Raw genomic sequence first — 26,166 nt, forward strand, 5'->3', positions numbered from 1 at the left:
ACCCCTCAAACGACCGGTTCATTGCGCTAGACTGCAGCGGCATAGGCCGGGCCAGCAGATTGAGAACAGGAGCAAATCATGGGGAAAGCCGCCAACAACGGGATACGAAAACTCAGGGCGACGTTCTTCAACAATCTGAGCGTTGGAAGCGCGTTGGTTGCGATAGTGATGATGCAAGCCCCATTCTTCTTCCAGTCCATGCGAGAGCTGCATGTGAGAGCGCTGCTTATGACTGCTTGCCCAGTCGTTTTGCTTCTGATCCTTTCATGGACCTGGAATCTCAAGGCGAAAGAGATTGCGAGCGAAATCGAAGATTAGCCGCGGCTTCGCCGGAGACGGCAAATGCGGACCTTGGAACGACGACCTCAGCATCCTCTGCAGATACTTCGGATTTTCTTGTCCAGCAACCTGTCCTCGTCCTGCGCCGTGTCAGGCTTTATCGCTTCGGTCTTGGTAACGATGGCAGCGGCCTTGGGTTGAGCCGGTACAGGCCGTTCGACCGAAGATCGTCGGGTCCAGAGCGGTCCGGGACTGTCACTCGCGTCTCGGGAGGAAGACGAACCGCCAGCCGCCAGACTTGGCCGGGCGCTTGTTACGCGCTGCGCGAGGGCGAGGTCCGGCACTAACGCAGTGATCAATGTGGCAATCAACAACGATCTCATAACGCTTACTCGCTCTCCAACCATGCTGCCCGAGTGCAGTGGCATATGGTATGAGCGGCTGCCGTCCCTAAACTTGACGGACCTCAGATTGTCCTTGGTATTCTCGGTCTGTCTGCCGGGTGCAGTCACTCCAGTCTCGCGGCACCAGCGAGCATGCTGGACGCAGACCGAAGCGCAGGGGCTCTCGGTTACGCCAGAGATCAGCTAGTCTTTTCCAGGAACGCGCTGACCGTCGGCATCCGTGCCCCTGGCAGCTCCCTTTGCGCCTGTTTGCTGTGCGGTCTCTTTGCGGCGTCTGCGCTGCGGACGCGCGGACAACCGCTCCAGCTCGAGCGAAGCCGCCTCAAATGCGTCGGAAACGGACTCGCAGTCGCGGTCCCTGGACTTGGCCATAATGTGCTCTCTTTTGCCCCGGTTTTTCCGCGGTACAAGAAAGGATAGATGCGGGTAGACAATTGCGCCCGGAGGCGCAGCTACCGCGTTGGAAGAACTTGCTGCGCCTGGCCTCGGGGCAATTCAAACGCAGCTCTTGGCCGAACATGTGGCCCCGACTGCCGAGCGCCCGTGTCCCCGATTGTTTTGGCTGTCGCGCACTATCCCGCGCACCGCTAGATAACGCAAGATGCGCTGGGGGTCTGTACGGTAATCGACTTATGATTGTAAATTGTTGCGTGGGGTCGCCTGGGCGCCGACCGGCGGGGGGGCCGTCCCGATGCTGGTACTATGGGCGGAAGCTGCCACCTCTGCTTTTTGATCGAGCGGATCTTGTTGCGTCAGGCGCCTCCCAGCCGAGCTAACGCCTGAACCTCCCAAGGGAATTCGGAGGGGCGATAACGGCACCCCTGAGCCTTCGACCGTCAGAGCAGATGAAAATCAAAGCCCTGCAGTTGCGAGGGTGACACCCCCTTCAACGTTATAGCATCGTGAGTGGTGGGCGAAGTAAGGATCGTATTCGGGCCGGCCTCGGCCGCTGCAGCCAAAATCTCGGCAACGCTGCTGAACTGACTGTAGCTGAGTTCAATCGTGTCGTTGGCGACGTCGAAATCGCCGATAGTCGCGGTTCCAAAATTCACATTGAACACGAAATTGTCGCTTCCTCCAGCGCCGAAGATCGTGACGCCGTTGCCGACGTCGAGAAAGGTCTCGTCCGCAGCGGTACCGCTGACAACGCTCAAATGCGACATATTCTGCGATGTACCGACCCCGACAATCGAGATTGTCAGGGCCTGATTTCCCACATTGCCGTGACCATCGGTGACTTGCGCCGTATACCGGATGGTCAACTCATCGCCGGCCTTGAGAAAATCGAGATTGGGATCGGTCGGCTTGTAGGTCCAATTCAACGTCTGCGTTCCGCCATTTGACTGCACCATGTCGAACGCGATGTCGCTCGCGTCGACCAGCGCTGCGACGTCGACGCCAAAGGGCAGCGTCGTTGAGCCGTTTGAACCGCTGAACTCGATGGTGGCGTTTCCGATCACAGACGCCGTGAGCGTGTCGCCGATATCGGCGTCGTACACAGTCAGCGTTCCCGCCACCGGCGCCGCGAGGCCGGCGTGGCGATCCGGAACAACTCCGGCAGAGATGTTCTCGAGCTCAAATGCGTTGGTGTTGCCGGTGTCCAGAACGACCCGATCGAAGGGATGGATGCCGACAAATTCCAGATAGCCGTTCGAAACGAACACGCCCTGATGTGCGCTCAGGAGTCCGGCGACTTCGGCACCGGTGTAAGACACGACAAGATCCACGCCATCGTAGAAACTGATGGTGTTCATGGAGTCGATCGTGCCCCAATACAGGCCGAAGGTGTTTCTCTCCGAGCCAAACGTGATCGTCTCGAAGCTGCCGGCACTGAGGCTCAGATAGTCGGTGGTATCCACGCTTCCTGGTGTTGGGCCAAGGAACAGAGCCACCGCGACACCGGGGATCGATCCGTTGATGACCCCGACATTTCCCGAGCCCGAAAATGTGGCATCCAGGGCAGCACTGTAGAAATTGCCGTGGAACCCGTCGGATCCCGTTGGCAGACCATCGAAAGTCTCGGTGACCAGCCCGAGCGAGTTTGTGTTTACTCCCTCGGCCAGCGCGATCGGATTGACCACGACTGCCTGCACCGATGGGTCGGTCTCGCTGACGATCGCCGGCGCATCGTTGACCCCGGCTATGACCAACGTCACGGTCGCTGACGCGGCCGCACCATGACTGTCATCTATCGTATAGGTGAAGGAATCGGTGAAGATCTGCCCGGCCCCGAGGGCCTGAAGGACAGCAGCGCTCGTCGGGTCGTAGATGACGTCAGTGCCGGAGAGCGATACGGCAGCGCCGCCGGCGCTAGTCCCGCCGACGGAAACGACCGCCAGATGATCGCCGGTGTCCGGGTCGGTGTCATTCGCAAGCAAAGTGCTTGCGGCGATCGTCAGCGACGCGTCCTGGTTCACATTGGGCTGGCCCGGATGAGGTGCGGCCAGCACGTCAGCATGAGCGATTGGCTTGTCATTGGCGCCGTGGATGATGATTGTCACCACCTTTGGTGTGCCGTCGATGGTCGTCACGGTGAAGCTGTCGGTCAGCGTGCCGCCGACATCGAGCGCCTTCACCGCACCCGTGGCATCGGTCAGCACGTAAGTCCACACGCCCTCCACCGTCATCGTGAAGACACCGTACCCGCCATCACTCGCCTGAGGCGCACTGACTGGCTTGAACGTGTTGGGCGCATTGTCGACGTCCGTATCGGTAAGCGTGCCCGTTGCCCTCGCCGCGCCGGCGGCAGCATTGGTCGCGTCACCTGCCACGCTCACCGCGCCGGTCGCGCCGCCGGAGATAATCGCTGCGTCATTGACACCGTTGATGGTGACCGCGAAGGTCTGATCGGCCGTGGAAGCACCGTCCGAGACCTTGACAACGAAACCTTCGGTTGTCGTCGCAGTCAGGGCATTGATCGCGCGATTATCCGGAACGAACGCGTAGGCGCCGGTCGAGCTGTTGACGTAAAGCGTGCCATATTGCCCCGCTTTGGAGACATCATATGTCACACCGCCCAGCTCCGCGCTGCCAGCGGTACCCCCGCTTATGCCGTAGGTCAGCGGAGCAGAGGCATTGAAGTTGATCGCCTTCAGAGCACCGGCGGTCGGGGTGAAATGGTCAAAGGCAGACGTGTCGTTTACAATCGGCAAAGCCGTCACGGTCAACGACCGCACCGGGGGATCGACGATCACGGGAACGACAAGGATCGTTTGTATCGCCGGCGTAATTTGCGGTAGCGGGGCATCAGGCCTGATGAAATCGATTCGTTGGGGCGTCAGAGGGTTAAGGGACGAAGGCGAGCTTGACCCCTTTGCTCCCGTGTCCTTTGAAAGATTGCCGAGAGCGTCCTGTTGTGCGGCGCGGAGCTCTTCCATCTGAGCAGCGGTATTTACGACTTTGTTCACACTGACCGAGGATCCCTTTTCGTGCAGAACAATCGTCTGTCCGGGATCGTCAACCAGAATATGTCGCGGGACCGCCTCTTTGGTCACGAGCTCGAACACGCCGTGCGCGAGGTCCTTGTACGTAATGACATCATCGTCCAGGAAGGTGACATCCGGATCGGCTGCATGGGCTTGCTTTGCCTCAGCCAACATCAGGGCCGTGATCCACAGCATGCCCGTTACGCTGGATGGAGTTGCGGTGCCTACAACCGTTCCCGCCAGCCCGAGCCCTCTCGGTACCCGACTTGCGATCGAAGCGAGCCGCCTTCTGATCCATGCGAACCAACCCGAACGGGATGGCCCGCTCGAGTCACTGACGTATTCGTTTGACACGGCGCGCGAATGATCGGCACCAGTTGGCGCAATCCCGGGACTATCGACAGGTCGACAATGCGGGATCGCAACTGCTTTACGTGCCTCCTCCGAACCGCCATGGCGCCTAATGGACATTGCCTCAGCCTCGCCTATCACAATTCGCGAGCCGCGTGCGATTGCCAGATCATCCTTGTCATATCCGCCGCCTGCGCCTTGAACAGACGCTCAGCGCTTGCAACCGACACCAGCCCGCTGAAAATGACCTCACGCGAAATGAATAAGCACCTAATGCCAGGTGACCTGCACAGAGCCCAACGCTTCCTCAGAACTTATTCATTCAATGTACTCGGCTGAAATGCGACCGTCTATGCGCGACGTGAACGCCGTCACGTGCGTCGGAAAACTAGGTCCATCAGTCTAGTCCGCCAGGCCTAGTCCGGACTCGATATCTGGGAGTCGAAAGACGGATCGCAGACGTTATAATCGACGATCTTCTCAGAAAGGGGAGATCATGTTCATACGTACGATTGCCGCGCTGGTGACTTGTTTTGGTTTGGCGATGCCAGGCGTGTTCGCTGATCCTGCGGAAGCGCAAGTCAATGCAGCGACTCCCGCGATTCAGGATACTGCAAAGCTCATTGGAAGGGTCGTCAGCGTCACCGGCGTGGTGACCATTGAACACGGGACCGCAGTCGTCATTCAGGCCACGGTGTCCGGCCCAACCAAGGTTGGAGACCCCGTCTATCTGGGCGATGTCGTCCAGACCGGAGCCAACGGTCGGGTCGGCATCAATTTCGCGGATGGTACAACGTTCAATCTGTCGATCAACGCCCGGATGGTCTTGGACGAGTTCGTGTATGAACCCGCTGGGAACTCGAATTCGACATTGTTCAGTCTAACCAAGGGGACGTTTACCTTTGTCGCCGGCAAGGTTGCACAGACGGGCGATATGAAGATCGATACTCCCGTCGCGACCATGGGAATTCGAGGCACCACGCCGCACGTCGAAATTTCGGATGACGGGTCGGTCAAATTCTCTACCCTTATTGAGGACGGCAAGAAGAAGCCGGCAGTACCCACGACGCGGAAATCCGATCAGAAAGCTACTCACAAGTTCGATTTCAACATATGTCGAGGCTGCTAGGATCATTGCCCCACGCGCAAGCGTTGTTCAGCAGTCGTCGTCGAGAAAGTTCGGCGCACGCCTGCCGCACGGCGGCCGCGCAAACGCGCGGATCGAGGGGCATGATCATCACAACCATCCTTGCTTCGCTGCTCCTGCCGTCGTTGGTTGCTGCGCAGAAGCCGGAAGTTAACAGCCTCAGGGATCTTGAACTATGCAATGGCTCGGAGCGCATTTCGCTCGACTCACGGATTTCCGGCTGCTCAACACTGATCGCTTCGCATCAGATCACGGCAGCAGCCCTGGCCATCCCATATAATAATCGCGGCAATGCCTATGTCGCGAAGGGCGATTACGACCGTGCGATCGAGGACTTCAATGAATCGATCAAGCTGGCACCTGATTTCGTCAAGCCCTACAACAACCGGGGTGTGGCCTACCTACTGAAGGGCGAATACGACCTCGCGATCCAGACTCTCGACCAAGCCATCAGGCTGGACCCCGGCTACGCAAAAGCCTTCGCCAATCGCGCCGAAGCGCACTTGAAGAAGAGCGAGTACGATCGCGCGTCGCTCGACCATGACGAGGCCATCCGTCTCACGCCGGATTTGGACCAGGTATGGAACGGCCGCTGCTGGACCAGAGCCGTGCTTGGCGCATTGCAGGCCGCGCTGGAGGACTGCAACAGAGCGCTTCGATCCGAACTGAACAAGGCGGCCACGTATGACTCGCGCGGGATGATCCATCTAAAGATGGGCGCAGTTGACGCGGCCGTCGAGGACTACAGCTCGGCGCTGACATTTGACCCCAATCTTGCGAGTTCCCTTTACGGAAGGGGCTTGGCCAGACTGAAGAAGGGCGACATGACAGGCGGCAACGCGGACATCTCAGCCGCAAAAGCAATTCGATCCACGATCGTCGAGGACTTCTTGCGGTACGGCGTGCGATAGGTGCTCGTGCTTGATACTTCCGGCTACATCGCCCGCGATCGGGCGTCCGCCGTGGCCAGTCACGCCTCCTTATCCGAAGCGTTCCTCGTGTGCTACTCGGCAGCAACGCCCAGCAGTTGCCCGGATGGTCTGCAGTCGATATCAACGGCCGGATGAGCCTCCAAGCCCTGGACGGCGCTGCGATACCGCTCGGCGATATCTTTGAGCACGCCGGATACGTCCAGCTTATTGCCATCTACCTCGCTGATCAGCGTGATTTCATTCAGCGTCCCCACGAACGCCATTTCATCTGCGATGATGAGCTCCGTTCGCTCGATCGGGCGACGCTCGAACGGTATCCTCATTGTCTTGCAGAGCTCCTCAATGATGTCGATCGTGATGCTCTCGAGTGCACCTTCCCACCACGGTGGTGTTGTTACCTTCCCATCGCGGACCATAAGCAAGCAGGATCCAATCGCCTCGGCCACGCGACCATGCTGGTTCAACAACACCATCTCGGGGTAACCTCGTGACCGCCCTTCGATCTTGGCGAGGCGGGTCACCTGGTAGTTGCTGCTGGTCTTGATACGAGCCGGCAGCGCGTTGTCGGCCCCGCGCTGCCACGTACTCACACCCGTCGCGATGGACGCCGGCATGTCCGAGACGTGATATGCCGTGAGGACAAGATTGGACTTGGTCCCTTCCCCCCAATGCCCCTCCTCTACGTAAAGGGTCGCACGGGTCCACATGCTCCTGCCAGGTTCATACATCGTCTGGACCAGTGAATGATTTGCATCGATCCACTCCTGGCAGGTCATTTCAAATGGAATGTGGAGCAGCTTGGCCGATCGTTTGAGCCGCGCCCAATGCCGTGGCAGCGCCACGAAACCGAAGCTCCCGTCAGGTTGCCAGTACCCGCGCAGGCCCTCAAAGACATTCAGCCCTCGCACCACCGCTTCGCTGGAGACGTGGAATCGGGCCTCATCCCAGTCAGCTATGCGGCCGCCAAACCACAGGTATTTCGGCCTCTGTAGCTTAACCATCACTCCCCCTCCCGTCGGGATCGCATTGCTCGCGCGCTCGAATTGCCTTCCATCCGGCATGCGCCGGCAACGTACGGCCCACAAGGAACCCCGAAGTTGAGGAAGCTCAAATATGGCAAGGGGAGGCCGTCTACGAGCGTAAGCAGCATCCCTGGCTCCGATCGCCCGTGCGAAGCGGTCGCCAGGATGGGGCCGATATCCGGGGCATGACGACAATTACGAACCGCTAGGATCATTCCAAGCCAGCAGCCACGCTCAATTCCAGGTCCGGGAACATCATGAAGATCTTCAGTATTTGCTGCGTTCGAGACGAAAACGACATCATTGAAGAGACTCTGGCGGCAGCCCTGACCTGGAACGACAGGATCTTCGTGTTCGATAATGGTAGCGTGGACGGGACGTGGGAGACGATACAGGCCCTCGCGAGACATAATTCCAAGATCGAGATTGTTGGTCACGACAGCCGCACTTTCACCGACGAGCTCCGGGGCGAAATATTCGAGTCCTGTAAGGGCGTCGCATCCCCTGGAGACTGGTGGTGCAGGCTCGATTCCGACGAGATCTACATCGACGATCCCAGCTGCTTTCTTCCGGGCATTTCCGCCAAGTACGGTTTTGTGTTCTCTGCCTCGTTCGACTTTTACTTCACCGACGTCGACCTTCGCGCCTATGAAGACGATCCATCGCAATGGCTCGCTCGACCGGTTCAAGAACGACTGAAATTCTATCAAAATCACTGGAGCGAGCCTCGCTTCGTTCGCCATCGGAATGACCTGCAGTGGGATGGCCTCATATGGCCTGCCAACCGCGGCAGGACGTTTCCCTCGCGCATTCGGCTCAAGCACTACCCCTACCGGTCTCCTTCGCAGATCGCCCGGCGACTCGAAGTGCGCCAAGAGCAGCCGGCTCTTTTCAAGCACGAAGCCAATCGGTCGCTCGCAGTGCCAACAAGCCTACGCCCAGATTGGTCCAACGAGTATTTCAGGACCGCAACCTTCGAGCCAGCTTGCTGGCAGGATCGGATAAGAAGCGCTGCCGATTGTGACCAGGATCTCGGAGAATGTGCGTTTGTGCGCCGCAACGATTTAATGCCGCCGCTCCCGTCGCCCGCCGTCGACCTCATTAAGGTGGGCTTGCAGGCCACGCCGGTCGGCCGGGCGATATTGTCGCCAATTCTGAACTGGCGGCGCAACCAGCTCAGTCGCCAGTAACGCCATTTGCGGTGACGCGGAACGCACGTCCGCCGCGCGTACTTTCCGTGCAATTCGTCCGAGCCTGCGCTTGGATACATTCTCATCGTACGGGTGCGACAGCCTATGACGATTTGACAACGATCAAATTGGTTCGTCCATCGCAGGAAAGACTGCAGGCATCAAGACACCTATTTGCTGACCGTTCCTGATTAGGCAGACGTACCAGTCTCAGAGACGTAGCTGTCGAGCTCGACGAGCGAGGGGTAAAAGTTATGAGTTCAGTTTTTTTTGATTCGAAGATTACGGACGAAGAGCGTCGTGCCCGGCTCTATGCCGGCGATATCTTCATCTTTTCGCCAACTGAGGGGACACGCGCCCTGATCGAACTCGCGCGCACGCTGCTGGAGGACGCGTTTTCGCCTTATGATCCCAGGACGATCCATGAGCGGAAAACGCCGGAGGAAGTGGCAGCGATACTTGGGAAGCTCAAGCCCCAATTCATCCACCATCCGCAGTGCAAGCGCCTGATACCGCAGATCATGCGTGAACATGGTATCGATCCGGAACGCCTGTACTTCGACGTTCCACGAATGCGCTCGGCCTATCCGTCGCATTTCCTGTCGTCCGGCATCGCATACGCCTTTCACCCCCATCGTGACACCTGGTACTCCGCGCCGATGAGTCAGCTCAACTGGTGGCTGCCGATTTATCCAATTGAGCCGGACAACTCGCTGGGCTTCTATCCGCGCTATTTCAACGAGCCCGTGAAGAACAATTCCGAAATCTACAATTATTACGAATGGAACACGAAGTACCGCGCGACCGCCGCACAGCATGTCAAGAGCGACACGCGTGAACAGCCAAAGCCACAACAGGAACTGGAATCCGTAACGATGCGATTCCTTCCCCCGCCTGGAGGACTTATCGTCTTCTCCAGCAGTCAACTGCACGAGACCGTTCCCAATACGACGAACTTCGCACGCTACAGCATCGATTTTCGGACGGTCGACTATGATGACGTCATCGCTCGCCGTGGCGCTTCAAACCTCGACTCACGATGCACCGGGACGGTCATGCGCGACTACTTGAGAGCGAGCGATCTCACTCACCTGCCCGAGGCAGCGGTCGCACTTTATGACGACGAGACTTCGAAAGGCGACCGGCTGCTCCAGTTTACCGGTCAACCGCTGAAGGATTTGGACGCCGGCGTCGACAAAAAGATGTCGAGCCGCTCAAGCCGGCGCAAACCCGAACTCATCAAGGATGTCTTGGCACAAGCGAACGGACGGCACAAACGTCCTCGAATCCTGACATAGCCACGACGATATGAGCGATCGCAGCTTGTGAGGGCGCCGTCCCCGGCGGCGATCGTTCGGCCGCCCCGCGTCAAGGCTCTACCGAGCGCATTCACACACGACTGAACCCGGCCTCCTGCCGGTCGACGAGTTGCTCGGGTCGCGCCGACTCGTGCTCAACTGCCAGGGCCCGGTAGTGCGCAGCCATTTCCCGGTAGTGCGCGCGCGAGACAGGCTCTTCCGCTTCATCGGCCCGTCGCTCGAACATCGCCGCTCGCACCTTCAGTTGCTGAGGGTCGGACATGTCTGGACTCCGCGTGCAGTCGCTCGCTTCCACCTTCTGTTAGGATCTGACCGCATGAGAAACTTGACGCACGGCAAGTTCTTGAATCGAGCCGGACCTAATCTGTCTCGACAGTCGGTTCAGGAGACTCTCCTGACCGGCGAGGCCCGGCGGTCGACCTGCTATATCGCCGCCGGGCCGCCCAAAATTGACCTCAGCAACGCAGATCATTGTCCGCGCCGATCTGGACGCACGGGTGATCCGCTTGTGCCGGATCCCCGACCTCGGCGTCTCGTCAAAGCACGGATGGCCATACATCACCTTGGCCATCGGATTGCGCAGCAACATGGATCGCAAGCGATCAGGGCTTAACATAGGCCCATCCCTGCTCCTGCAGCTCCATAACGCGCACAACGCCCGACTTCACGACTGCCGCCTCTGAGATCAGAGCAATTTCCCTGTTCTCGGTCCTGCTCATATTCTCCTTGGTGTTGCCGCAGGCCTTGAAGGAAATCGCCGGTGTTTTCTCGCTGATCGCCTTGATCCTCGCCTTGACCGGCGACGTGTCCTCTCGCAGCATATGCAGGCCAGGTCCGTAAGCGACAACCTCGATCACAACATCCTCGCCGAGGTCGGTGTAGTATTGCGAAACGTTGGTCGCGTTGTTGAGCGCCAGATTCATCATTGCGGTATCATTGGTGTTGACCTGCAAGATCAGATAGTGCGGTTTCTTCTTCGTAGTTGGTTGCTTCACGATCTGAGACGTGGCTTGCCTCTGCGCTGCCGACGCTACCGCCCAGGGCGGCGCAGCGATAAGTAATGCCGAGACACCCACTACCGCCCTTATCACGCTTCTGTTTCCGGCCATCTTGTACCTTCCTTGTTAGTTCGAGAACCCTCAATTGCTCGGCCTGGCTACGGCTTGCGGCCATTTGCACGCCACAGCCAGCTTCTCCCGGACCGCCTTCAGGCCGCCGAGCGCAAAGCTGCTGCTTTGATTCCTGTCTGCCCGAAGGATGCGGATGGTTACTTGGCCCTCCTCGGGAAGCGACTGCAGTAATCGCACGACATCCCCGGCGAATGCGATGCCGGCGCCATACTGTGGTGAACCGGCCGCAACCTGTACTGGCGGACCGTCATTGATGCTGTACGACAAGGCCGAGCTGGGGCCGCCGACCAACATCTCCGGTCCAGAAATCGCGAGTTCGGTGCGGCCGCCGCGGCAGTGAATGGCGAGCTGCACCGATCCGCCCTCGGACCCACCACGCGAAACAGTCGTGGCCACCACGATGGGCGCATAGTTGACAGGGGACGTCGTCTCGCTGATGACCCAGTTGTCGGGGACTGCCTTCGGCCGGTCCGCCGGCGCAATGTCCCGCGATAGTTTCTCCATGCATTCCATTCGCGCCTCACGTTCCATCACCGAACAAGCGCGAAGATTCGCCACCGGATCGGCCGCGCCTTGCGCCAACGCCGTTCCGATCGCCAGCTTGAACGCCAGCGCCTGGTAGATCACCTTCATCGCGATGCCCGCGCTCCACGCGCCTGACGGTCCAGCCATTCCTGCGATGCCGTGAACCGGGCAAGTCCAGGAACAGTTGCTGCGAGGTTGATCGACTTCCATTTCGGGTCAAAGCCGGGCCCCTGTAGCTTGTCGATCCTGGAAAACAGGTATTCGACGAACCGACTGACGCGCTGATAGCGGTTCGATTTGGCGGGCCAATTGAACGCGACGAGAGCCGTCGGTACGGCGATCGTGGACACTCTTTCGCCCGTCTTGATAAGGTTGGGATACTCGCTCCCTTCCAGCGTCGCCGGGAGGTAGTAGTCGTCGAACTTCGGATCGTAGTTCACCGGGAGAAACTTGAACCCGGGGTCCCAACGCCCTCGCACGAAGGCGTCAATGGGCTTCGACGTGATGAAAACGACCGCGGCCATCTCGCCTTTACGCATCTGCTCTAGCGCGACCTGATGCGGAATGAAGGTATTATCCGCCCTGATGCCGAGACGGCTGAAGATCAACGGACCCGAATAGGCCGCGGCCGTGCCCTGGGTGTTGAAATTCACCTTCTTACCCGCGAGATCCTGCAAGCTCTCGATTTCAGGCCGCACGAAGATATGCAACTCCGACGGAAACAGATTGAGCAGGTAGGTGATCCGTCGTCCGATGTCTGGCACCTGGATCTTGTATTCATCCAGCGCGTCCGAATTGATGATCGCGACATCGATACCGCGCAAGTAAAGCAAGGAGTTCAAGTTCTCGGTAGCACCTCGGGTCACAACGGGGAGGACATGCAGATTCGGCCCATCATCGACCACGCGAGCCATTTCCGACGCGAGCCGAAGGGGCGCTCCCTCGAGCAATCCGCCGGCAAGGCCGACGGTCCAGGCGTTCATCTTTTCCTGCTCCGATTTCGTCTGCTGACGAGCGCTCACAGTCTGTGCGTCCACCCTGGTGGGCGGAAGCACGCCGACGATTGACGTCGATAGGCCGAACGCGAGCAAGACGCAGGACCTGAACACCGTACTCATCCGTGCGCTCCATTATGTATACTCACTGGGCGTTAGTGCCCGGGGCCGATGCTTGAACGCGTAATTGATCCAGGGCATCAGCACGGCTTTTCGCGTCCTGAACGCCGCCGGCATAGGCCCTTTCGTAGAGCTCTCGGGCCTTCGCCGCATCGCCGAGCGTTCCGTAAGTCTTCCATGTCAGGAGGACGAACGGATCGTACGTCTCTGCGAGAGCGAAGCTCGCCAACGCGCTTCCGGTCTCGGCAGCATGTTCAAGGACGACCCGGGCTGCACTGATATTTCCCTGACCAAGAAGCACCCGCGCACGTGCGATCGACTTCGTCACCTCGGAAGTGTCGTGCACCTCATCGCCCGGCGGTTTCGCTATCGGTGCCATCTCGGCTGGCCGTGCGGCATTGGACGCCTGAATGCTCGCTGCAACCTCGGAGGTGCTGCGTGCAGCTATCATGCGCCGCAGCGACTGCACGTCCCGCGCCATTGCCTCGGCCCGGTCGTGCTCTTGCTGAAGCGATTTTCGAAAATCTATCGTGGTGCGCTCAATTGCCTGCCTCGCCTGCAGCTCTGCCTCGCTCGCCACGCGCAATTGCTCCGTCAGCGTTTCCATCTTACGGTGCGACGCGGCAACTTCGCCCGACAGCGCCAAGCTGCGCGCGCGTTCTTCCTCCAACGCCTGCCTGTGTTTTTCTGTGCTCGCTGCCAGATCCAGTCGAGCGGCTGCAGCCTGTTCCGCGACCGCAGCCGCCTTCATCCGCTCCTGCGCGAGCAACTGCGCGTTATTCGCGACTTCCACTTTATCGTCCGGAACTTCCGGGACCGTCGCCTTGGCCAGGAGCGCCGCCTGCGCCTCAACCGTGCGCTGCGCTCCCGCGAGCTCGCTCCACAGCGCGGCGCGACGATCGCGCTCGTCGGTGAGCACCTGCTGATGTTGCGCGGCGCTCGTGGTGACCGCCTGCCGTAAAGCCACAACCTCCCGCGCGAGAGCATCCGCTTTCCGGCGCTCGTCTTCAAGCAGCTCCGCGCTCTTTGCTGCTTCCGCCGCCTCGCGTTGCCATACCGCGCTCGTCGTTTCGATCAGATCCGCCCGCGCTTCGCTCTCGTGCCGCGCCTTCGCAAGTTCGACCTCGAGGGCACCGCTGCGAGCACGCTCTTGGCGCAACTCCTGGTGTTGCCTCTCTGCGTTCGCGGTCGACGCCTCCCGAGCTGCCGCAATCTCGATGACCAGGGCGGCATTCTTCTCGCGCTCTTGTTCGAGGCTACGAGCCACTTGCGGGTCTTTCGCCCGCCGTTCGGCTTCCTTGCTTCCTTCACCAAGCTGCACCGCCTGCGTCTCGATCTGGCGCCGCATCTTCGCGAGCTCGCTCACCAGCGCACCGTTACGCACGCGCTCCTCTTCCAGCGCTTTCAGCTGCGTTTCCGCAGCTGCAGCCAGCTCCTGTCGGGCGGCCGTCGCTTCCGCGCTGACGGTGCGCAACTGGACAATCTGGGCCGCTATTTCGCGCCGCTTTTCGGCAAGCTCGCCCGCCAGCTTGTTGTATCGCTCGCGTTCCTCGTTGAGTGCCTGACGATGCTTGACTGTGGCAGTGTCGAGCAACGAGGAACGACGCTCGCGCTCCTCTGCAAGCGCTTGGCGATTTTTCGCCGTCGCGGTGGCCAGCTCTTGTCGCGCCGCCGCGACCTCCTGCATCAGAGCGGCTGACTTCTGCTGCTCCTGTTCGAGGGATCGCGCGCTTTCGGCGGCCTCTGCCCGCAATTGCGCCTGGAAGACCTCGATCTTACGTTTGGCCTCAGTCAGCTCTTGCGCCAGAGCTTGAACACGATCCTCCTTCAGCGGCGGCTGCGCAGCCGGCGCGGCTGCTGCCGGAAGCTGCGCGGCTCGCGCGCCCGATTGAGTGGCATCGAACGCCACACTCATCGAGATGACGAGCGTTGCTATGGCTATAGCGATGAGGGGGTAGAAACGGCGCCAGAATGCCGACGAGGATGCGATTGCAGGGGGCCCGCTTACCCCATCGCCCATTGGCGGAAGATCTTTTCCGCGCGGCATTGGACGCCAATACGCCGGCGCGATCATGCTTGGGTTGTAGTGTCTCCCGATCGTCTTGCCCCGTGACCTGTGAGCGGCACGGTCCCAGCTCGTTTCATGTTCGAGAATGACGATCCTCCCGTCACCTTGTGCGTCTCCATTGCGCGGCGCCTTTACCAACGCTTGTTCGGATTTTTCTTATACGCGCGAGCCGAGCAGAGTTCTCCGAGGCAAGCATTTCTGAGTTGACGCTCGTCAATAAACTCTTGGGATCCCGAGCGAAAAATGCTCTAGGGCGAAGACACATGGCCGAGACATTTTCACGCTCGCAGTGGTCTTTCTGATCGATATCAACGAGGCCGACTCTACGAATTTTAGCCAGCCGTCGGTCGCCGGCGACGGCCGGCCCGGCGATGCCTATCTCTTGCTGAGGTGGAGGCAAACGTGTCGAATAAGGGGAAGAATTGGACGGCCGCCGAAGATGAGGTCCTTAAGCAGAGGATCTTGAGGGGGGCTTCACTTCGCGAAATCTCGAAAGAGCTGGATCGAACCGAGCGGTCGGTACGATCGCGTGCCTCCACGCTTCGTTTGCTGCTGCGCTCATTCGGAGTGAAGCGAACTGGTGTCAGGAAGTACGGCTAGCACCCATGAGATCGTCGCCACTTACCTTCTTGCGGGGAATCGCATCGCCTTTTGGCTGACTAGGCGGTCCAGCGCCGATGCGGCGTACGACGCTGGACCTGACCGCACCAAAGGCGTGAGCAATTTGAGGCGGCTGGCTGGATGTTGGCCTGGGTTCGAGACCACGACGTGAGATCGGTCAAGTTGTCGTATCGACCGGGTTTTTCTTTTGCGCGGGAATGCGACAGGCAAAGGCCTGGGCGGACAAAGTGCTAGGGACGATACAGGCGCCGAAAGTTCGTGATCATGTCGTTATAACGTCCAACGAGATCGAGAAGCGCTGCACCATGGGCCACCAAGAACCCGGTAATGGCCGAGCCCACCGCCGCAGTTCTTGCATCAATCTCTCTCAGGAGCTCGCTCCGGGCCGCGGCGTAGTGTTCAGTGAACGGAGCAAGAGTGCCGGGCCAGGTGCTCGCGACCCGCATCTCGGGCACGATCGCAGCGCCAGCCGACTTGGGCGCGACCGAGTACCATCGGTCGACCGGATTCTCCCGACATGACGCATCCCACTCGAAGCCGGCTCGATCAGGTTCCTCTCCTGGGTCCGGCAACTCGAAGTCGGCAGAAAACAAGTCTATGGCTTCGCTGAGCCGATGACCGGCCTCATACATGTAGCGGTCAAAATTGCTTCCTATTCGAGCACACTGGCACCAAGCCAGCCTCAGATGCTCGTACTGCGTGAGTTCGCTCTTCTGCCAGGGGTATTCCTGGGCGAGAATCCGGCAAGCCAAGAGGTCATCATATACCGTAAGCAATTCAAAGAGCGCTCTCATCTCCCCGCTTAGCTGACGATGGACGGCGCTCATTCCTCTTCGCAATTTGGGAGGTACAAACTCGAAATCCGGCTCCGAGAGCCCCATCAGATTTTCGGCAGCAACTTCCACGATCGGCGCCATCAATCCCGCGAGACTGTCCTTACTGGCCGCCTGTGCGTCGATCGAGTTCATTACCGCTGCATCTATCAGTTTGGACATGCCCGATCCGAGCCCAACGTTTGACTTATGAATTCGCCACGCTCGGTCCATCAGGACCGGCGCAATGACCAGGTTTCCGCTCTTGCACCGGAGATCAGCTCACAAATGCAGTTTCGCAGCCCCGGTTTCGGGCCCGTTTGGCTGCCGTCCCCGACTCGCCCGCGCGCATTGATAGCAAACTATCGAGGTTATGGAGACCAGTCGATATTCCCGGGGCGAGTCGCCTTCCGGATTTTTTTCCTACCTGCCCGGACTGCCGAAAGCGAATTATCCGATAACGACCAACCACTTGCCTTACGATAATGGCAGCACGCGGACCGAGGTTCTTCCATTCCAACTCGCACCTGCTCGATGACGGCGGTCTTCAGGAACAACCTCACCAATCATTGGCAATCGGGCGATGGCCGAAAACGCGTTTTTGACCCCCGTCAAAATCCCCGGCAACTTTCCCCTTATGGTTTCAGCAGGTTCCGCGACTGCTCGAGCACGTCGGCAGGTCAACACATGGACGTCGTCTAAAAGGAACATCGCATTGAGTAACGGACAAGCCGAATTCTACGACGAGGACGAAGCGGGGAGACGCTTCGAAGCAGCGCTCCGCGGCGCCCGCACCACCGGCCACAAGCTCAAGACGGATATTCCGAAGAAGCGCCCGGAATCGCAGGCCGCAAGGAAGCAAGACGTGTAACCCACACCTCATGCGCGAATACGCGGCCGGCGGCTTTTCAGACAGCCGCGCCTTCTGCAACAGCCGCGTTAAATCCGGGAGCCTGCGGAGCGGCCGCGTGAGCCGTCGCCTCGCCCGGCGAGCGGCGCGCTCCGTGCGGATGCAGACCACGATCGACCGCGACCGGCTCCGCCGTTCCGCCGGTTCCGCCAACGGGCGTGCCAAGGGAAAGGCCGCCGCCCCGCATTGCTTCACGAATGCGATAATGCATGAACCAAGCGGCCTCATAGCCGATATCAAGAGTTCTGTGGAGATGGTAGGCCGACACGCGTCGCTTGCTCGACGTCACCAGATAGAACCCCTGCAGCCACTTGTGTAGGGCGATCTTGCTGCGCTCCATGACGGTACGCATGGTAACAGTGAACTCTTTACGACAACCCTTCCTGGCGCAGCGGTACTTCACGCCGCGTCTGTCGGCGTAAGCGCGGTCAATGCCGCCGCAATGAGGACATACCGGGCCGTCGGGCCAGAGGATGCTCCTGAGGATCTTGCGCGCGTCATCGTCGTTCTGAAAGTGAGGCGCCGCCAGAATGCGACTGAGGTCAGCGCCAGACGACTTGGCCCTCATTTCACGTCGATCCGCGCTGCGCCGCCACCGGTCAGCGGCTTGGCCAGGTTGTCATTCAGGCTGGAAACCAAGCCATAGCCGGCCGTCATCGGTGTCCCGTAAAGCGGTCGCTGCCTGCCAATCAAGGCTGCGGCCGCGTGCAAGTCTCTTACCCCGCTGCCTTTGCGGCCAAGCACTTCGTCGTATGCCTCCAGCGTTCTTTGAGTGATGTCCGCCCAATCATATCGGATCGTACTTTCGCGGCGGACGGCATCCCGCTGATCCGCCGTCCACTTCAGCGCAGTCAACGCGGAAAGCTTCGATCGCATCTCCTCGCAATCGCCGACGTGGAAGATATGAGCGGGGTCGCCGACGACCTCCAGGTTCGAAGGAATGTCGCTGACGAGCACTTGCAGTCCGTAGCTGAGTGCCTCGAGCAGCACGATGGGCAGGCCCTCGTGGGATGATGGCAAGACGAACAAGCCGGCATGCGCGTAAAGCTGCCGCAGCGTCTCACCGGTCTGGAACCCCGCCATGACTACATTTTCGCAGCGTGCAGCCTCCGTCGCCAACTGATCGGCATATTCGTTCTTGTGGTCGATCTTACCGACAATAGCCAGCTTCCATCCTTCAAGATTGGCAGAAGAAAACGCGCGCAACAGGTCCAGTTGGCGCTTTTCAGGGACAAGCCGGCCGACGGTCAAGATGTACCGGCCGGGTTGCAATCCCAACTCGGCCACGCGATCACTCTGCTGCGGCACTTCCGAGAAGACGACACCATTCGGTATGACGTCACAGGGTTTGCCGTATTTGGCCGCAATGAGATCTCCTATGCTGCGGCTTACGGCTATGCGCTTGTTGGCATAGCGCATTCCGAGCGCTTCGCCGACGCGAAGAACGGTCCGTGCCGCCCAGCCCCACTTCTCCCGATTGTAGTCCTCGCCATGATGCGTCACGACCACACGAAGGCCGAAGGCGCGCAGCAGCGGCGTCACGATCGCGGGACCTATTCCATGCACGTGCACGAGCGCGGGTCTCCGGACGCCGGCAACGACGGCACAGATCACGGAATGCAGTACGGTCTCAAGGTAGGTATTTCGTGCCGTCCATACCCGGAGTATTCGCACGCCGTTGAACTCCCTGGCGACCTCTGGATCGACATACGGCGATCGCATGCAGACTGAAACTCGTTCGCCGAGACCTGCGAGACGTGGCGCTAGATTTTCGGCGTGCGTCTCGATTCCTCCCTGAACCTGGGGGAAGCCACGAAATCCGAACATAAGTACTTCGCGCTTTTTCATCTGGGCCTCCTCCATGGGTCTAGTTGTTCAGAAAACTCCGAAGCGGATAGTGCTCGTCCGGGGTCTTCCGCCCCTTGACGAGCCGCGCCTTGACCGTCTTGTTGAGGAACGACGTGCGTTCGACGAGAGGAGACGGCCTCACGTCGCCGTAATCGATGTAGCTGTCGAAGCATATGCTCTTGCCCATCGTCACCTTGAGCTTGTTCTTCACAACCCACCTCAAGGGTTCGGACTTCGGCAACTGCGGAACGAGGTTGGATCGCATCGCGGTACGGGCCGTCGTGACCATCCAGCAATTCTGCTCACAGCCGGCCACCTTCTTGCGCGTCCCCTGAGCTACCTCGCCGTTCAATATCTCGTCCCAGGATTGACGGGCCAGATTTCCCATCGGGAGATCGGAGCGAACATTGCAAGCCCACACGTCGGACCAGGGATCGATGAACGCGAAATCCTTTCCGGCGCTGCACGGTATCAGGCGATCATGGCCCAGGATTTTTTCAATCAGGCCGAGATTGAGATACGCTCTAAACCAGTTCTTGGGTTTGGCGCTACGAAGCTGCGCTGTTACGAGCCCTTCCACCTTTCGCGCCACCGCTTTGCGGTCGTAGAAATAGTTGTCGTTCTTGTAAAACTGCCAGGCGTTGTGAAGCGTCGACGTCGCGAGCTCAAACCCTTCGCGTTTGGCAAATTCGTAGACGCTGACGAGTTGATCAACGTTCTCGTCCTGGATGACCATTGCGAAACCGAGATCGGTCCCGCCCGCCTCCCTGAGCATGCGCAAGCCTGCCACCTTCGTGGCGTAGCCGTCTTTCTCTCCACGGATCGCGTCGCTGGTGACCTGGTCACCTTCCACCGAGAACCGGACCTTGATGTTCGGGTACTTCTTGATGATGGGTATCAATCGTTCGGGATGAAGCCCGTTTGACGAGATCTCCATCACTCTCGCCTTCGGGTGCAACAGATCGGCGATCTCCGCGAGGTCTTTTCTCAGCGTCGGCTCGCCGCCCGAAACGTTCAAATTGTCAAATCCCGAGGGAAGCTTCGCCAGCGTCTCCAGCGATATTTCCTCCCTAGGATCGGTGGGATTCTGCCAGATGTAACACATCTGGCATTTCGAATTGCATCGGAACGTTGAAATGACGGTCAAGTCCATTTTATGATCCAATATTCTTTTGTGAACTGATCGGGTGCATAACGTCTTCGTAGAGTGAAATGAGCGCGGACCCATGCGCCTTCAGAGAGTGCTCGGCCTCCACCATGTCCCGCGCATTCTTTCCCAAGATCTCGCGCAGGGGGCGATTGCCCAGCAACGTGGCGACGTTGTCGGACAGCTGAGAGACGTTGCCGGGAGCGAACAACAGGCCCGTCTTTCCTTCTCTGACGAGCTCGGGAATACCGCCGATGTTCGACGCGACGATCGGCTTTCCGTGCGCCATCGCTTCCAGGATCGATATGGGACTATTTTCGTTCCACTCGGAGGGCACGACAATCAACGCCGCCCCCCTGATCGCGGCATCGAGTTCAGCGCCGGCAAGATGCCCCTTGAATTCCGCCGACGGAAACCTTTGCTGCAGATCTGACAGCAAGGGCCCGGTTCCTGCGATCATCAGACGCCACGAGGATCCATTTGAGGCATGAGCTCGCAACAGGGTTTCGACGCCCTTCTCCGATGACAATCGCCCCAGATACAATACGTATCCTTCATCCTTCCCGGATGCATCGATGCGAGTGATGTCAATTCCATTGGGAATATGCACGACCTTGTCTGCACCAAAGCGACCGACCACGGCGTCGCGCATGAACCTGCTCGGGCAAATGAATTTGTCGACCCGATGGTAACTGCCGGCCATCGCATGGTAGCGCGCCTCGGCCCAGAGCAATGCACTTCGAGCAAGTGAACCGTCCGCACAACGCTGCTTCAGCAAGGACTCGAAGCGGCCACCAGCACACTTTGTGCAGACCTTGCCGTTGCTCAGTTGAGTGTAGACCGGGCACACCGGCTTGTAGTCGTGCAGAGTGAGAACGACTGGAACACCGGCTCGGGACGCAGCTGCAATGATTGACGGAGTGAGCTGGTGGTAGATGTTGTGGCAATGCAGGACGTCGGGCTTTTCGTCCGCAATCAATTTGGAGATCTTCGCCACCGCTTCCCGGGAGTGCACGAATGAGACGGCGGATCTGACCTTGTCTGCGCGCGAACTGTGCCGATAGGATTTCTGAGAGACGAAATAGGACTGATACGGCGACGGAATATTTCTCTCGTCGTTCATGGAGAATTCGATCACGCCGACGCCTTGTCGCCGCACCAGTTCCATTTCGTCGAACATGACGGCCTCGGAACCGCCGTTACGGAAAAAGAACTTATTGGCGAAAAGGACTTTAAACCTAGGCCTGTCGTAAACTCCCGTATCTCGTGCTTGATCGGACCCGACAGATCGGTCTGACCGGACCGAGCGAACCACCGAGTGCAATCCCGGTAGCACTGCCGCGACATCCTGACCGCAATCCACCGGAGAGTCGGTCATCACGCCCTCCCCTCTGAAGGTTCCCAGAGGTCCCCGGTACTGGAAAACCGCACGCAACTGGTCCAACCCAACCTACTGATTGGCACTGATCGCGCTGCACTTGTGGATATGACTCCAGACATCAGTGAACCGTAGGTGGCCACCTCTTAGCTGTATTGACGGTCGTCAAATCCGCCTCCGGCGGTACGATAAGGTAGCTTCGTCCTGCGATCGCGTCGGATTGCCGCCCTATTCGCCGGATAGTCGTGGGACTTGCAGCTAGGCATTCGTCGGCTGCGTTACGCTCCGCAGAGAGAAGATGCTTAAAGATCTGGGGCCGACTCGTGCGATCTCCGAGCATGGATTGATCGCGTTGGTCATGATGCTTCGGTTCCACGGAATCGCGATAGATGCAGAACGCATTCGTCACCAGTTTGGCGGATCTATCGGGATTCCCGAGATGCTTCGTTGCGCCAAGGAGCTTGGACTGAAGGCACGACTAGCCAAAAGCAATTGGCCTCGTCTTTCGGGGCTCCCCATGCCCGCACTCGCCATCCTGCGCGACGACAAATACCTGATCCTTGGGAAGGCAGACGCAGAGAGCGCGATTGTGCTCGAACCGGGGCAGCCCAATCCTAAATTGATGTCACGGGTTGCACTTGAAGCAGTGTGGGACGGCGCCGTAATCCTTATGACAAAGCGGGCGTCGCTTTCCGACCTCGCGCGTCGGTTCGATATCACCTGGTTCGTCGGCGCGATTCACAAGTATCGGCGGCTCCTGACCGAAGTCATGGTCGCATCGTTCTGCCTCCAGCTCTTTGCTCTGGTTTCTCCGCTATTCTTTCAAGTCGTGATCGACAAAGTCCTCGTTCATCGAAGCATGAGCACGCTCGACGTGCTGGCGATCGGACTTGTAGCGATCGCATTCTTTGAAACCGTGCTCGGAATGCTCCGCACCTACCTGTTTTCCCACACCACGAACCGAATCGACGTGGAGCTCGGCGCTCGGCTCTTTCGCCACCTGCTTGCGTTACCGATCGGCTATTTTCAGGCCCGACGCGTCGGCGACTCGGTCGCACGGGTCCGAGAACTGGAGAATATCCGCAACTTTCTAACCAGCTCCGCGCTTACGCTGATTATCGACCTGTTCTTCACGATCATCTTCATCGCGGTGATGTTCTTCTATTCGCCATCCCTGACGTGGATCGTGCTCGGCTCGCTTCCCATCTATATCGCGATCTCTGCGGGCGCCACGCCGCTATTTCAACGACGCCTCGACGAGAAATTCCAACGAGGTGCCGAGAACCAGGCTTTTCTTGTCGAAAGCGTGACCGCAATTGAGACGCTGAAGGCAATGGCCGTCGAACCACAGATGCAGCGCCGCTGGGAACAGCAACTTGCCGGCTATGTCGCCGCAAGTTTCCGGGTCATCAGCCTGGGAAACCTTGCGAGTCAATCGGTACAATTCGTCAGCAAGCTGGTCAGTGCCGGCATTCTCTATTTCGGCGCAAGACTGGTCATAGACGGCGAGCTCACCGTGGGCGAGTTGGTCGCATTCAACCTCCTCGCGGGCCGCGTGAGTGCGCCGGTCCTGAGGCTCGCGCAAACGTGGCAGGATTTCCATCAGGCAAGGCTCTCGATTGCTCGTCTTGGCGATATCCTGAATACGGAAACGGAACCGGTATACAGTCCCAGCAAAATGACGCTCGGCACAATTCGGGGGGACGTCAGCTTCGAGCACGTCACGTTCCGCTATCGTATCGACGGGGCCGAGATCCTGCGCGACGTGCATCTCAGCATTCCCGCGAACCAGGTCGTGGGAATAGTCGGCCCATCGGGATCGGGAAAGAGCACGCTCGCAAAGCTCGCGCAGCGTCTCTACATACCCGAGCGCGGTCGCGTCCTGATCGACGGCATCGACATCGCGCAGGTGGATCCAGCCTGGTTGCGTCGGCAGATCGGTGTGGTCCTGCAGGACAGCATCCTCTTCAACTGCTCGATCCGGGACAATATCGCTTTCGCCGATCCAGCGACCTCGACTGAACGCGTCATTGCAGCGGCATTGCTCGCAGGGGCGCACGACTTCATTCTGCAATTGCCTCAAGGCTACGATACCATCGTTGGTGAGCGTGGAAGCAGCCTGTCCGGCGGACAGCGCCAACGCATTGCAATAGCACGCGCTCTGGTGAACGATCCTCGCATCCTCATTTTCGACGAGGCAACGAGCGCTCTCGACTATGAGAGCGAACGGATCGTGCAACAGAACATGGCCAAGATCTCACAGGGTCGCACGGTTCTCATCATCGCCCACCGACTATCCGCCCTGCGAATGGCCGACCGCATCATCACCATTGAGGACGGCCAGCTGGTGGAGGACGGCTCGCACCAGGACCTGGTCAGGGCCGGCGGACGCTATTCAAAACTCTATCGTCTTCAGGCGGGGGTTCATGAGCAGTACTAACGCATCCTGTTCTTTGGGAACCACTTTCCTGCCCTGCCGGATTTCGCATCTGAACGGCGCCGTACGAGCGGCTGACAGTCGATGAGGCAAACCACCGTCCATCACGTTGACGATCCCGGGATTTTCCTCCTGGATATCCTCCTTCGCTTGCGAGGTGTCCAAAGCGATCACGACCGTCTTCGGCAACGGTTCAATGGCGCATCGATCGGCGTCCCGGAAATGATTGCCTACGCGAAAGAGGCCGGCCTTTCGGCTCGTTGTTCGCCGACCGATTGGGATCGATTAACCAGGCAGCCGTTGCCGGGTATCGCTCCACTGCGCAACGCAAGCTATCTGCTCCTGGGAAAGGTGTCCGGTGACGAGGCAGTCGTTCTCGCTCCCGGCGCCGAGCGACCGAGCTTGATTTCCCGGGCCGAACTCGAAAGTCTTTGGGATGGACGTTTGGTTCTGATTACAAAGCGCCGCCCGATTGTCGCCTGGTCTATTCTTCGCCTTCGTGGTTGGCGACTGGCCGCGCTGCAGTCCTTCTCACACATCTCTGCCCGCCCCGCCGCGCTGGCCGCCCATGTATCCTCGCTCATCAAGCGGCGATCCTCGAAGCCGAAAGCGCCCGTTCAAACCACAAGCTCGGCAAACGCAGTCATCGTCTTCGCCGACCACGCACGCAAACTCGGGAAAGCTGTAGCCAGGTTGGGACCAAGCGAGCAACGCCGTTCCGCTGACGAACTTGCCTTTCTGCCAGCGGCGCTCGAGATCGTCGAAACGCCCCCATCACCCGTCGGACGGGCCATAAGCCTCAGCATTGTAGCAATTCTGGCGGTCTCGCTCACCTGGGCTTGTATCGGGACGGTAGACATTGTTGCCATCGCCCCAGGCAAACTCATTCCGAGCGGACGTACCAAAACCATCCAACCCCTTGAAGCCGGCGTCGTTCGGTCAATCTACGTCCGCGATGGGCAAACGGTGGCCGCCGGCGAGCGCCTGATAGATCTCGACACGACCATGTCGACGGCCGAACTAAATCACCTGAAGGGAGATCTCCAGAGTGCGCAGCTCGATGTTATGCGCCTAACGGCCGCCCTCTCTGGAAAGAGCGATCCCGTCCTCAATGCACCTGCCGGGGCACCCGTGTCGTTGGTCGAAATGCAGCGTCGCTTTCTTGTTAGTCAAACAGCGGAGCAGAATGCAAAGGTCGCTGCAATTGACCAGCAGATCGCACAGAAGGAAGCTGAACGAGCGACTTCCAAGGCCTCGATCGACAAATTGAAGGCCACGCTCGGTCCGCTGCAGCAGCGTGTCGAAATACGTGAGCAACTATACCAGAAGGAGCTCGGCTCCAAGCTACTGTATCTGACGGAGTTACAGGAATTGGTCGGCCAGCGCCAGGAGATCCTCGTTCAGCAAAGCAAATACGGTGAGGCTGACGCGGCGATCGCCGTACTCAGGGAAACACGAACCAAGACCGTTGCCGAATATGAGCGTACGCTGTTCGAGGAGCTCTCGAAAGCGGAACAAAAGGCAGCTGGGCTGACCCAGGATGTGATCAAGGCCGAACGGCATACAGGACTGCAAAATCTGACCGCCCCCATCGATGGCGTGGTCCAGCAGCTCACTGTTCACACGGTCGGCGGCGTGGTCACCTCAGCGCAAACGCTGATGCTCATTGTTCCTACCGACAGCAATCTCGAGGTGGAGGCCATGATCTCAAATCAGGATATCGGCTTCGTCGAGGCTGGCCAGGACGCTGCCATCAAGGTCGATACGTTCAACTTCACCCGATACGGCCTGCTGCACGGCAAGATCGTCAGTATCTCGCAGGACGCCATTCCTCGAAACAAGCCGCCGGAGAATGCAAATGCGAGAGCCGCCGGCACAGAGACAAGCAGCAGTGAACCGAGGGGGCAAGAGCTGGTTTATGCCGCGCGGGTGTCCCTCGATCGCAATCAAATGGATATCGACAACAGGCGCGTTAACCTTTCCGCCGGCATGGCGGTGACTGCCGAGATCAAGTATGGTTCGCGCAGCATCATCAGCTACATTCTTTCTCCGCTGCTGCGATACAGGCAGGAAAGTTTGCGCGAGCGATAGTCGCACAATGGAAAA

The 26,166-nt window shown here is 59.1% G+C and carries 20 protein-coding genes; 8 read left to right on the forward strand and 12 right to left on the reverse strand.

Annotation, left to right across the window (positions count from 1 at the left end; all coding sequences use genetic code 11):
- The first annotated feature begins 78 nt into the window (after positions 1-78).
- Complete coding sequence (locus AC1RUR_RS19900; RefSeq protein WP_492847017.1) at positions 79-318, forward strand: hypothetical protein; 240 nt, start codon at positions 79-81, stop codon at positions 316-318.
- A gap of 1,201 nt (positions 319-1,519) precedes the next feature.
- Here the strand turns inward: AC1RUR_RS19900 and AC1RUR_RS19905 are convergent.
- Positions 1,520-4,303: a VCBS domain-containing protein gene (locus AC1RUR_RS19905; protein ID WP_492847019.1), complete on the reverse strand. Its 2,784-nt coding sequence runs from the start codon at positions 4,301-4,303 to the stop codon at positions 1,520-1,522.
- Positions 4,304-4,955: 652 nt separating this feature from the next.
- On the opposite strand from AC1RUR_RS19905, the gene AC1RUR_RS19910 reads away from it, so the two are divergent.
- Both AC1RUR_RS19910 and AC1RUR_RS19915 read left to right on the forward strand, forming a co-directional pair.
- Positions 4,956-5,588, forward strand: a complete 633-nt coding sequence (locus tag AC1RUR_RS19910; protein WP_492847021.1) for a FecR family protein — start codon at positions 4,956-4,958, stop codon at positions 5,586-5,588.
- A gap of 101 nt (positions 5,589-5,689) precedes the next feature.
- Positions 5,690-6,517, forward strand: coding sequence for a tetratricopeptide repeat protein (locus tag AC1RUR_RS19915; RefSeq protein ID WP_492847023.1), 828 nt, complete (start codon positions 5,690-5,692; stop codon positions 6,515-6,517).
- 92 nt (positions 6,518-6,609) lie between these two features.
- Here the strand turns inward: AC1RUR_RS19915 and AC1RUR_RS19920 are convergent, their stop codons facing one another.
- A complete protein-coding gene (locus tag AC1RUR_RS19920; RefSeq protein WP_492847025.1) occupies positions 6,610-7,539 on the reverse strand; it encodes an aminotransferase class IV in 930 nt (309 codons plus the stop codon).
- A gap of 278 nt (positions 7,540-7,817) precedes the next feature.
- On the opposite strand from AC1RUR_RS19920, the gene AC1RUR_RS19925 reads away from it, so the two are divergent.
- Both AC1RUR_RS19925 and AC1RUR_RS19930 read left to right on the forward strand, forming a co-directional pair.
- Entirely contained in the window at positions 7,818-8,750 is a 933-nt protein-coding gene (locus tag AC1RUR_RS19925) for a glycosyltransferase family 2 protein (protein WP_492847027.1), read from the forward strand.
- 254 nt (positions 8,751-9,004) lie between these two features.
- On the forward strand, positions 9,005-10,048 hold the full coding sequence (locus tag AC1RUR_RS19930) for a hypothetical protein (RefSeq protein WP_492847029.1): 1,044 nt from the start codon (positions 9,005-9,007) through the stop codon (positions 10,046-10,048).
- 91 nt (positions 10,049-10,139) lie between these two features.
- Here AC1RUR_RS19930 and AC1RUR_RS19935 read toward each other — a convergent pair whose 3' ends face one another.
- The 6 genes from AC1RUR_RS19935 to AC1RUR_RS19960 form a co-directional block, all read right to left on the reverse strand.
- The gene (locus tag AC1RUR_RS19935) at positions 10,140-10,331 is read right to left on the reverse strand and encodes a hypothetical protein (protein ID WP_492847032.1); all 192 of its coding nucleotides are present in this window, start codon (positions 10,329-10,331) and stop codon (positions 10,140-10,142) included.
- 340 nt (positions 10,332-10,671) lie between these two features.
- Positions 10,672-11,178 carry a DsrE family protein gene (locus AC1RUR_RS19940; RefSeq protein WP_492847033.1) on the reverse strand — a complete coding sequence of 169 codons (507 nt, stop codon included), beginning with the start codon at positions 11,176-11,178 and terminating at the stop codon, positions 10,672-10,674.
- Positions 11,179-11,208: 30 nt separating this feature from the next.
- Entirely contained in the window at positions 11,209-11,832 is a 624-nt protein-coding gene (locus AC1RUR_RS19945) for a hypothetical protein (RefSeq protein ID WP_492847035.1), read from the reverse strand.
- A complete protein-coding gene (locus AC1RUR_RS19950; RefSeq protein WP_492847036.1) occupies positions 11,829-12,842 on the reverse strand; it encodes a TAXI family TRAP transporter solute-binding subunit in 1,014 nt (337 codons plus the stop codon). The genes AC1RUR_RS19945 and AC1RUR_RS19950 overlap by 4 nt, the downstream gene beginning before the upstream one ends.
- Positions 12,843-12,864: 22 nt before the next feature.
- A complete protein-coding gene (locus AC1RUR_RS19955; protein ID WP_492847039.1) occupies positions 12,865-14,754 on the reverse strand; it encodes a coiled-coil domain-containing protein in 1,890 nt (629 codons plus the stop codon).
- 1,004 nt (positions 14,755-15,758) lie between these two features.
- Positions 15,759-16,523, reverse strand: coding sequence for a hypothetical protein (locus AC1RUR_RS19960; protein ID WP_492847042.1), 765 nt, complete (start codon positions 16,521-16,523; stop codon positions 15,759-15,761).
- A gap of 400 nt (positions 16,524-16,923) precedes the next feature.
- Here AC1RUR_RS19960 and AC1RUR_RS19965 point away from each other — a divergent pair, with 400 nt between their 5' ends.
- On the forward strand, positions 16,924-17,211 hold the full coding sequence (locus AC1RUR_RS19965) for a hypothetical protein (protein WP_492847044.1): 288 nt from the start codon (positions 16,924-16,926) through the stop codon (positions 17,209-17,211).
- Between the two features lie 37 nt (positions 17,212-17,248).
- Here AC1RUR_RS19965 and AC1RUR_RS19970 read toward each other — a convergent pair whose 3' ends face one another.
- From AC1RUR_RS19970 to AC1RUR_RS19985, 4 genes are read right to left on the reverse strand one after another with little or no spacing between them, the layout of a single operon-like run.
- Entirely contained in the window at positions 17,249-17,818 is a 570-nt protein-coding gene (locus AC1RUR_RS19970; RefSeq protein ID WP_492847047.1) for a transposase, read from the reverse strand.
- Positions 17,815-19,098: a glycosyltransferase family 4 protein gene (locus AC1RUR_RS19975; protein ID WP_492847049.1), complete on the reverse strand. Its 1,284-nt coding sequence runs from the start codon at positions 19,096-19,098 to the stop codon at positions 17,815-17,817. The genes AC1RUR_RS19970 and AC1RUR_RS19975 overlap by 4 nt, the downstream gene beginning before the upstream one ends.
- A 19-nt stretch (positions 19,099-19,117) precedes the next feature.
- Positions 19,118-20,251 (reverse strand): radical SAM protein, encoded by a 1,134-nt coding sequence (locus AC1RUR_RS19980; RefSeq protein ID WP_492847051.1) that lies wholly within the window; start codon positions 20,249-20,251, stop codon positions 19,118-19,120.
- A 1-nt stretch (position 20,252) separates the two neighbouring features.
- Complete coding sequence (locus tag AC1RUR_RS19985; protein WP_492847053.1) at positions 20,253-21,623, reverse strand: glycosyltransferase family 4 protein; 1,371 nt, start codon at positions 21,621-21,623, stop codon at positions 20,253-20,255.
- Between the two features lie 298 nt (positions 21,624-21,921).
- Between AC1RUR_RS19985 and AC1RUR_RS19990 the strand changes: the two genes are divergently transcribed.
- Both AC1RUR_RS19990 and AC1RUR_RS19995 read left to right on the forward strand, forming a co-directional pair.
- Complete coding sequence (locus AC1RUR_RS19990) at positions 21,922-24,063, forward strand: type I secretion system permease/ATPase (RefSeq protein ID WP_492847055.1); 2,142 nt, start codon at positions 21,922-21,924, stop codon at positions 24,061-24,063.
- 81 nt (positions 24,064-24,144) lie between these two features.
- On the forward strand, positions 24,145-26,151 hold the full coding sequence (locus AC1RUR_RS19995; protein ID WP_492847057.1) for an HlyD family type I secretion periplasmic adaptor subunit: 2,007 nt from the start codon (positions 24,145-24,147) through the stop codon (positions 26,149-26,151).
- Positions 26,152-26,166: the final 15 nt, after the last annotated feature.

The sequence above is a fragment of the Bradyrhizobium sp. GW821-FHT12B03 genome, from assembly GCF_058807535.1.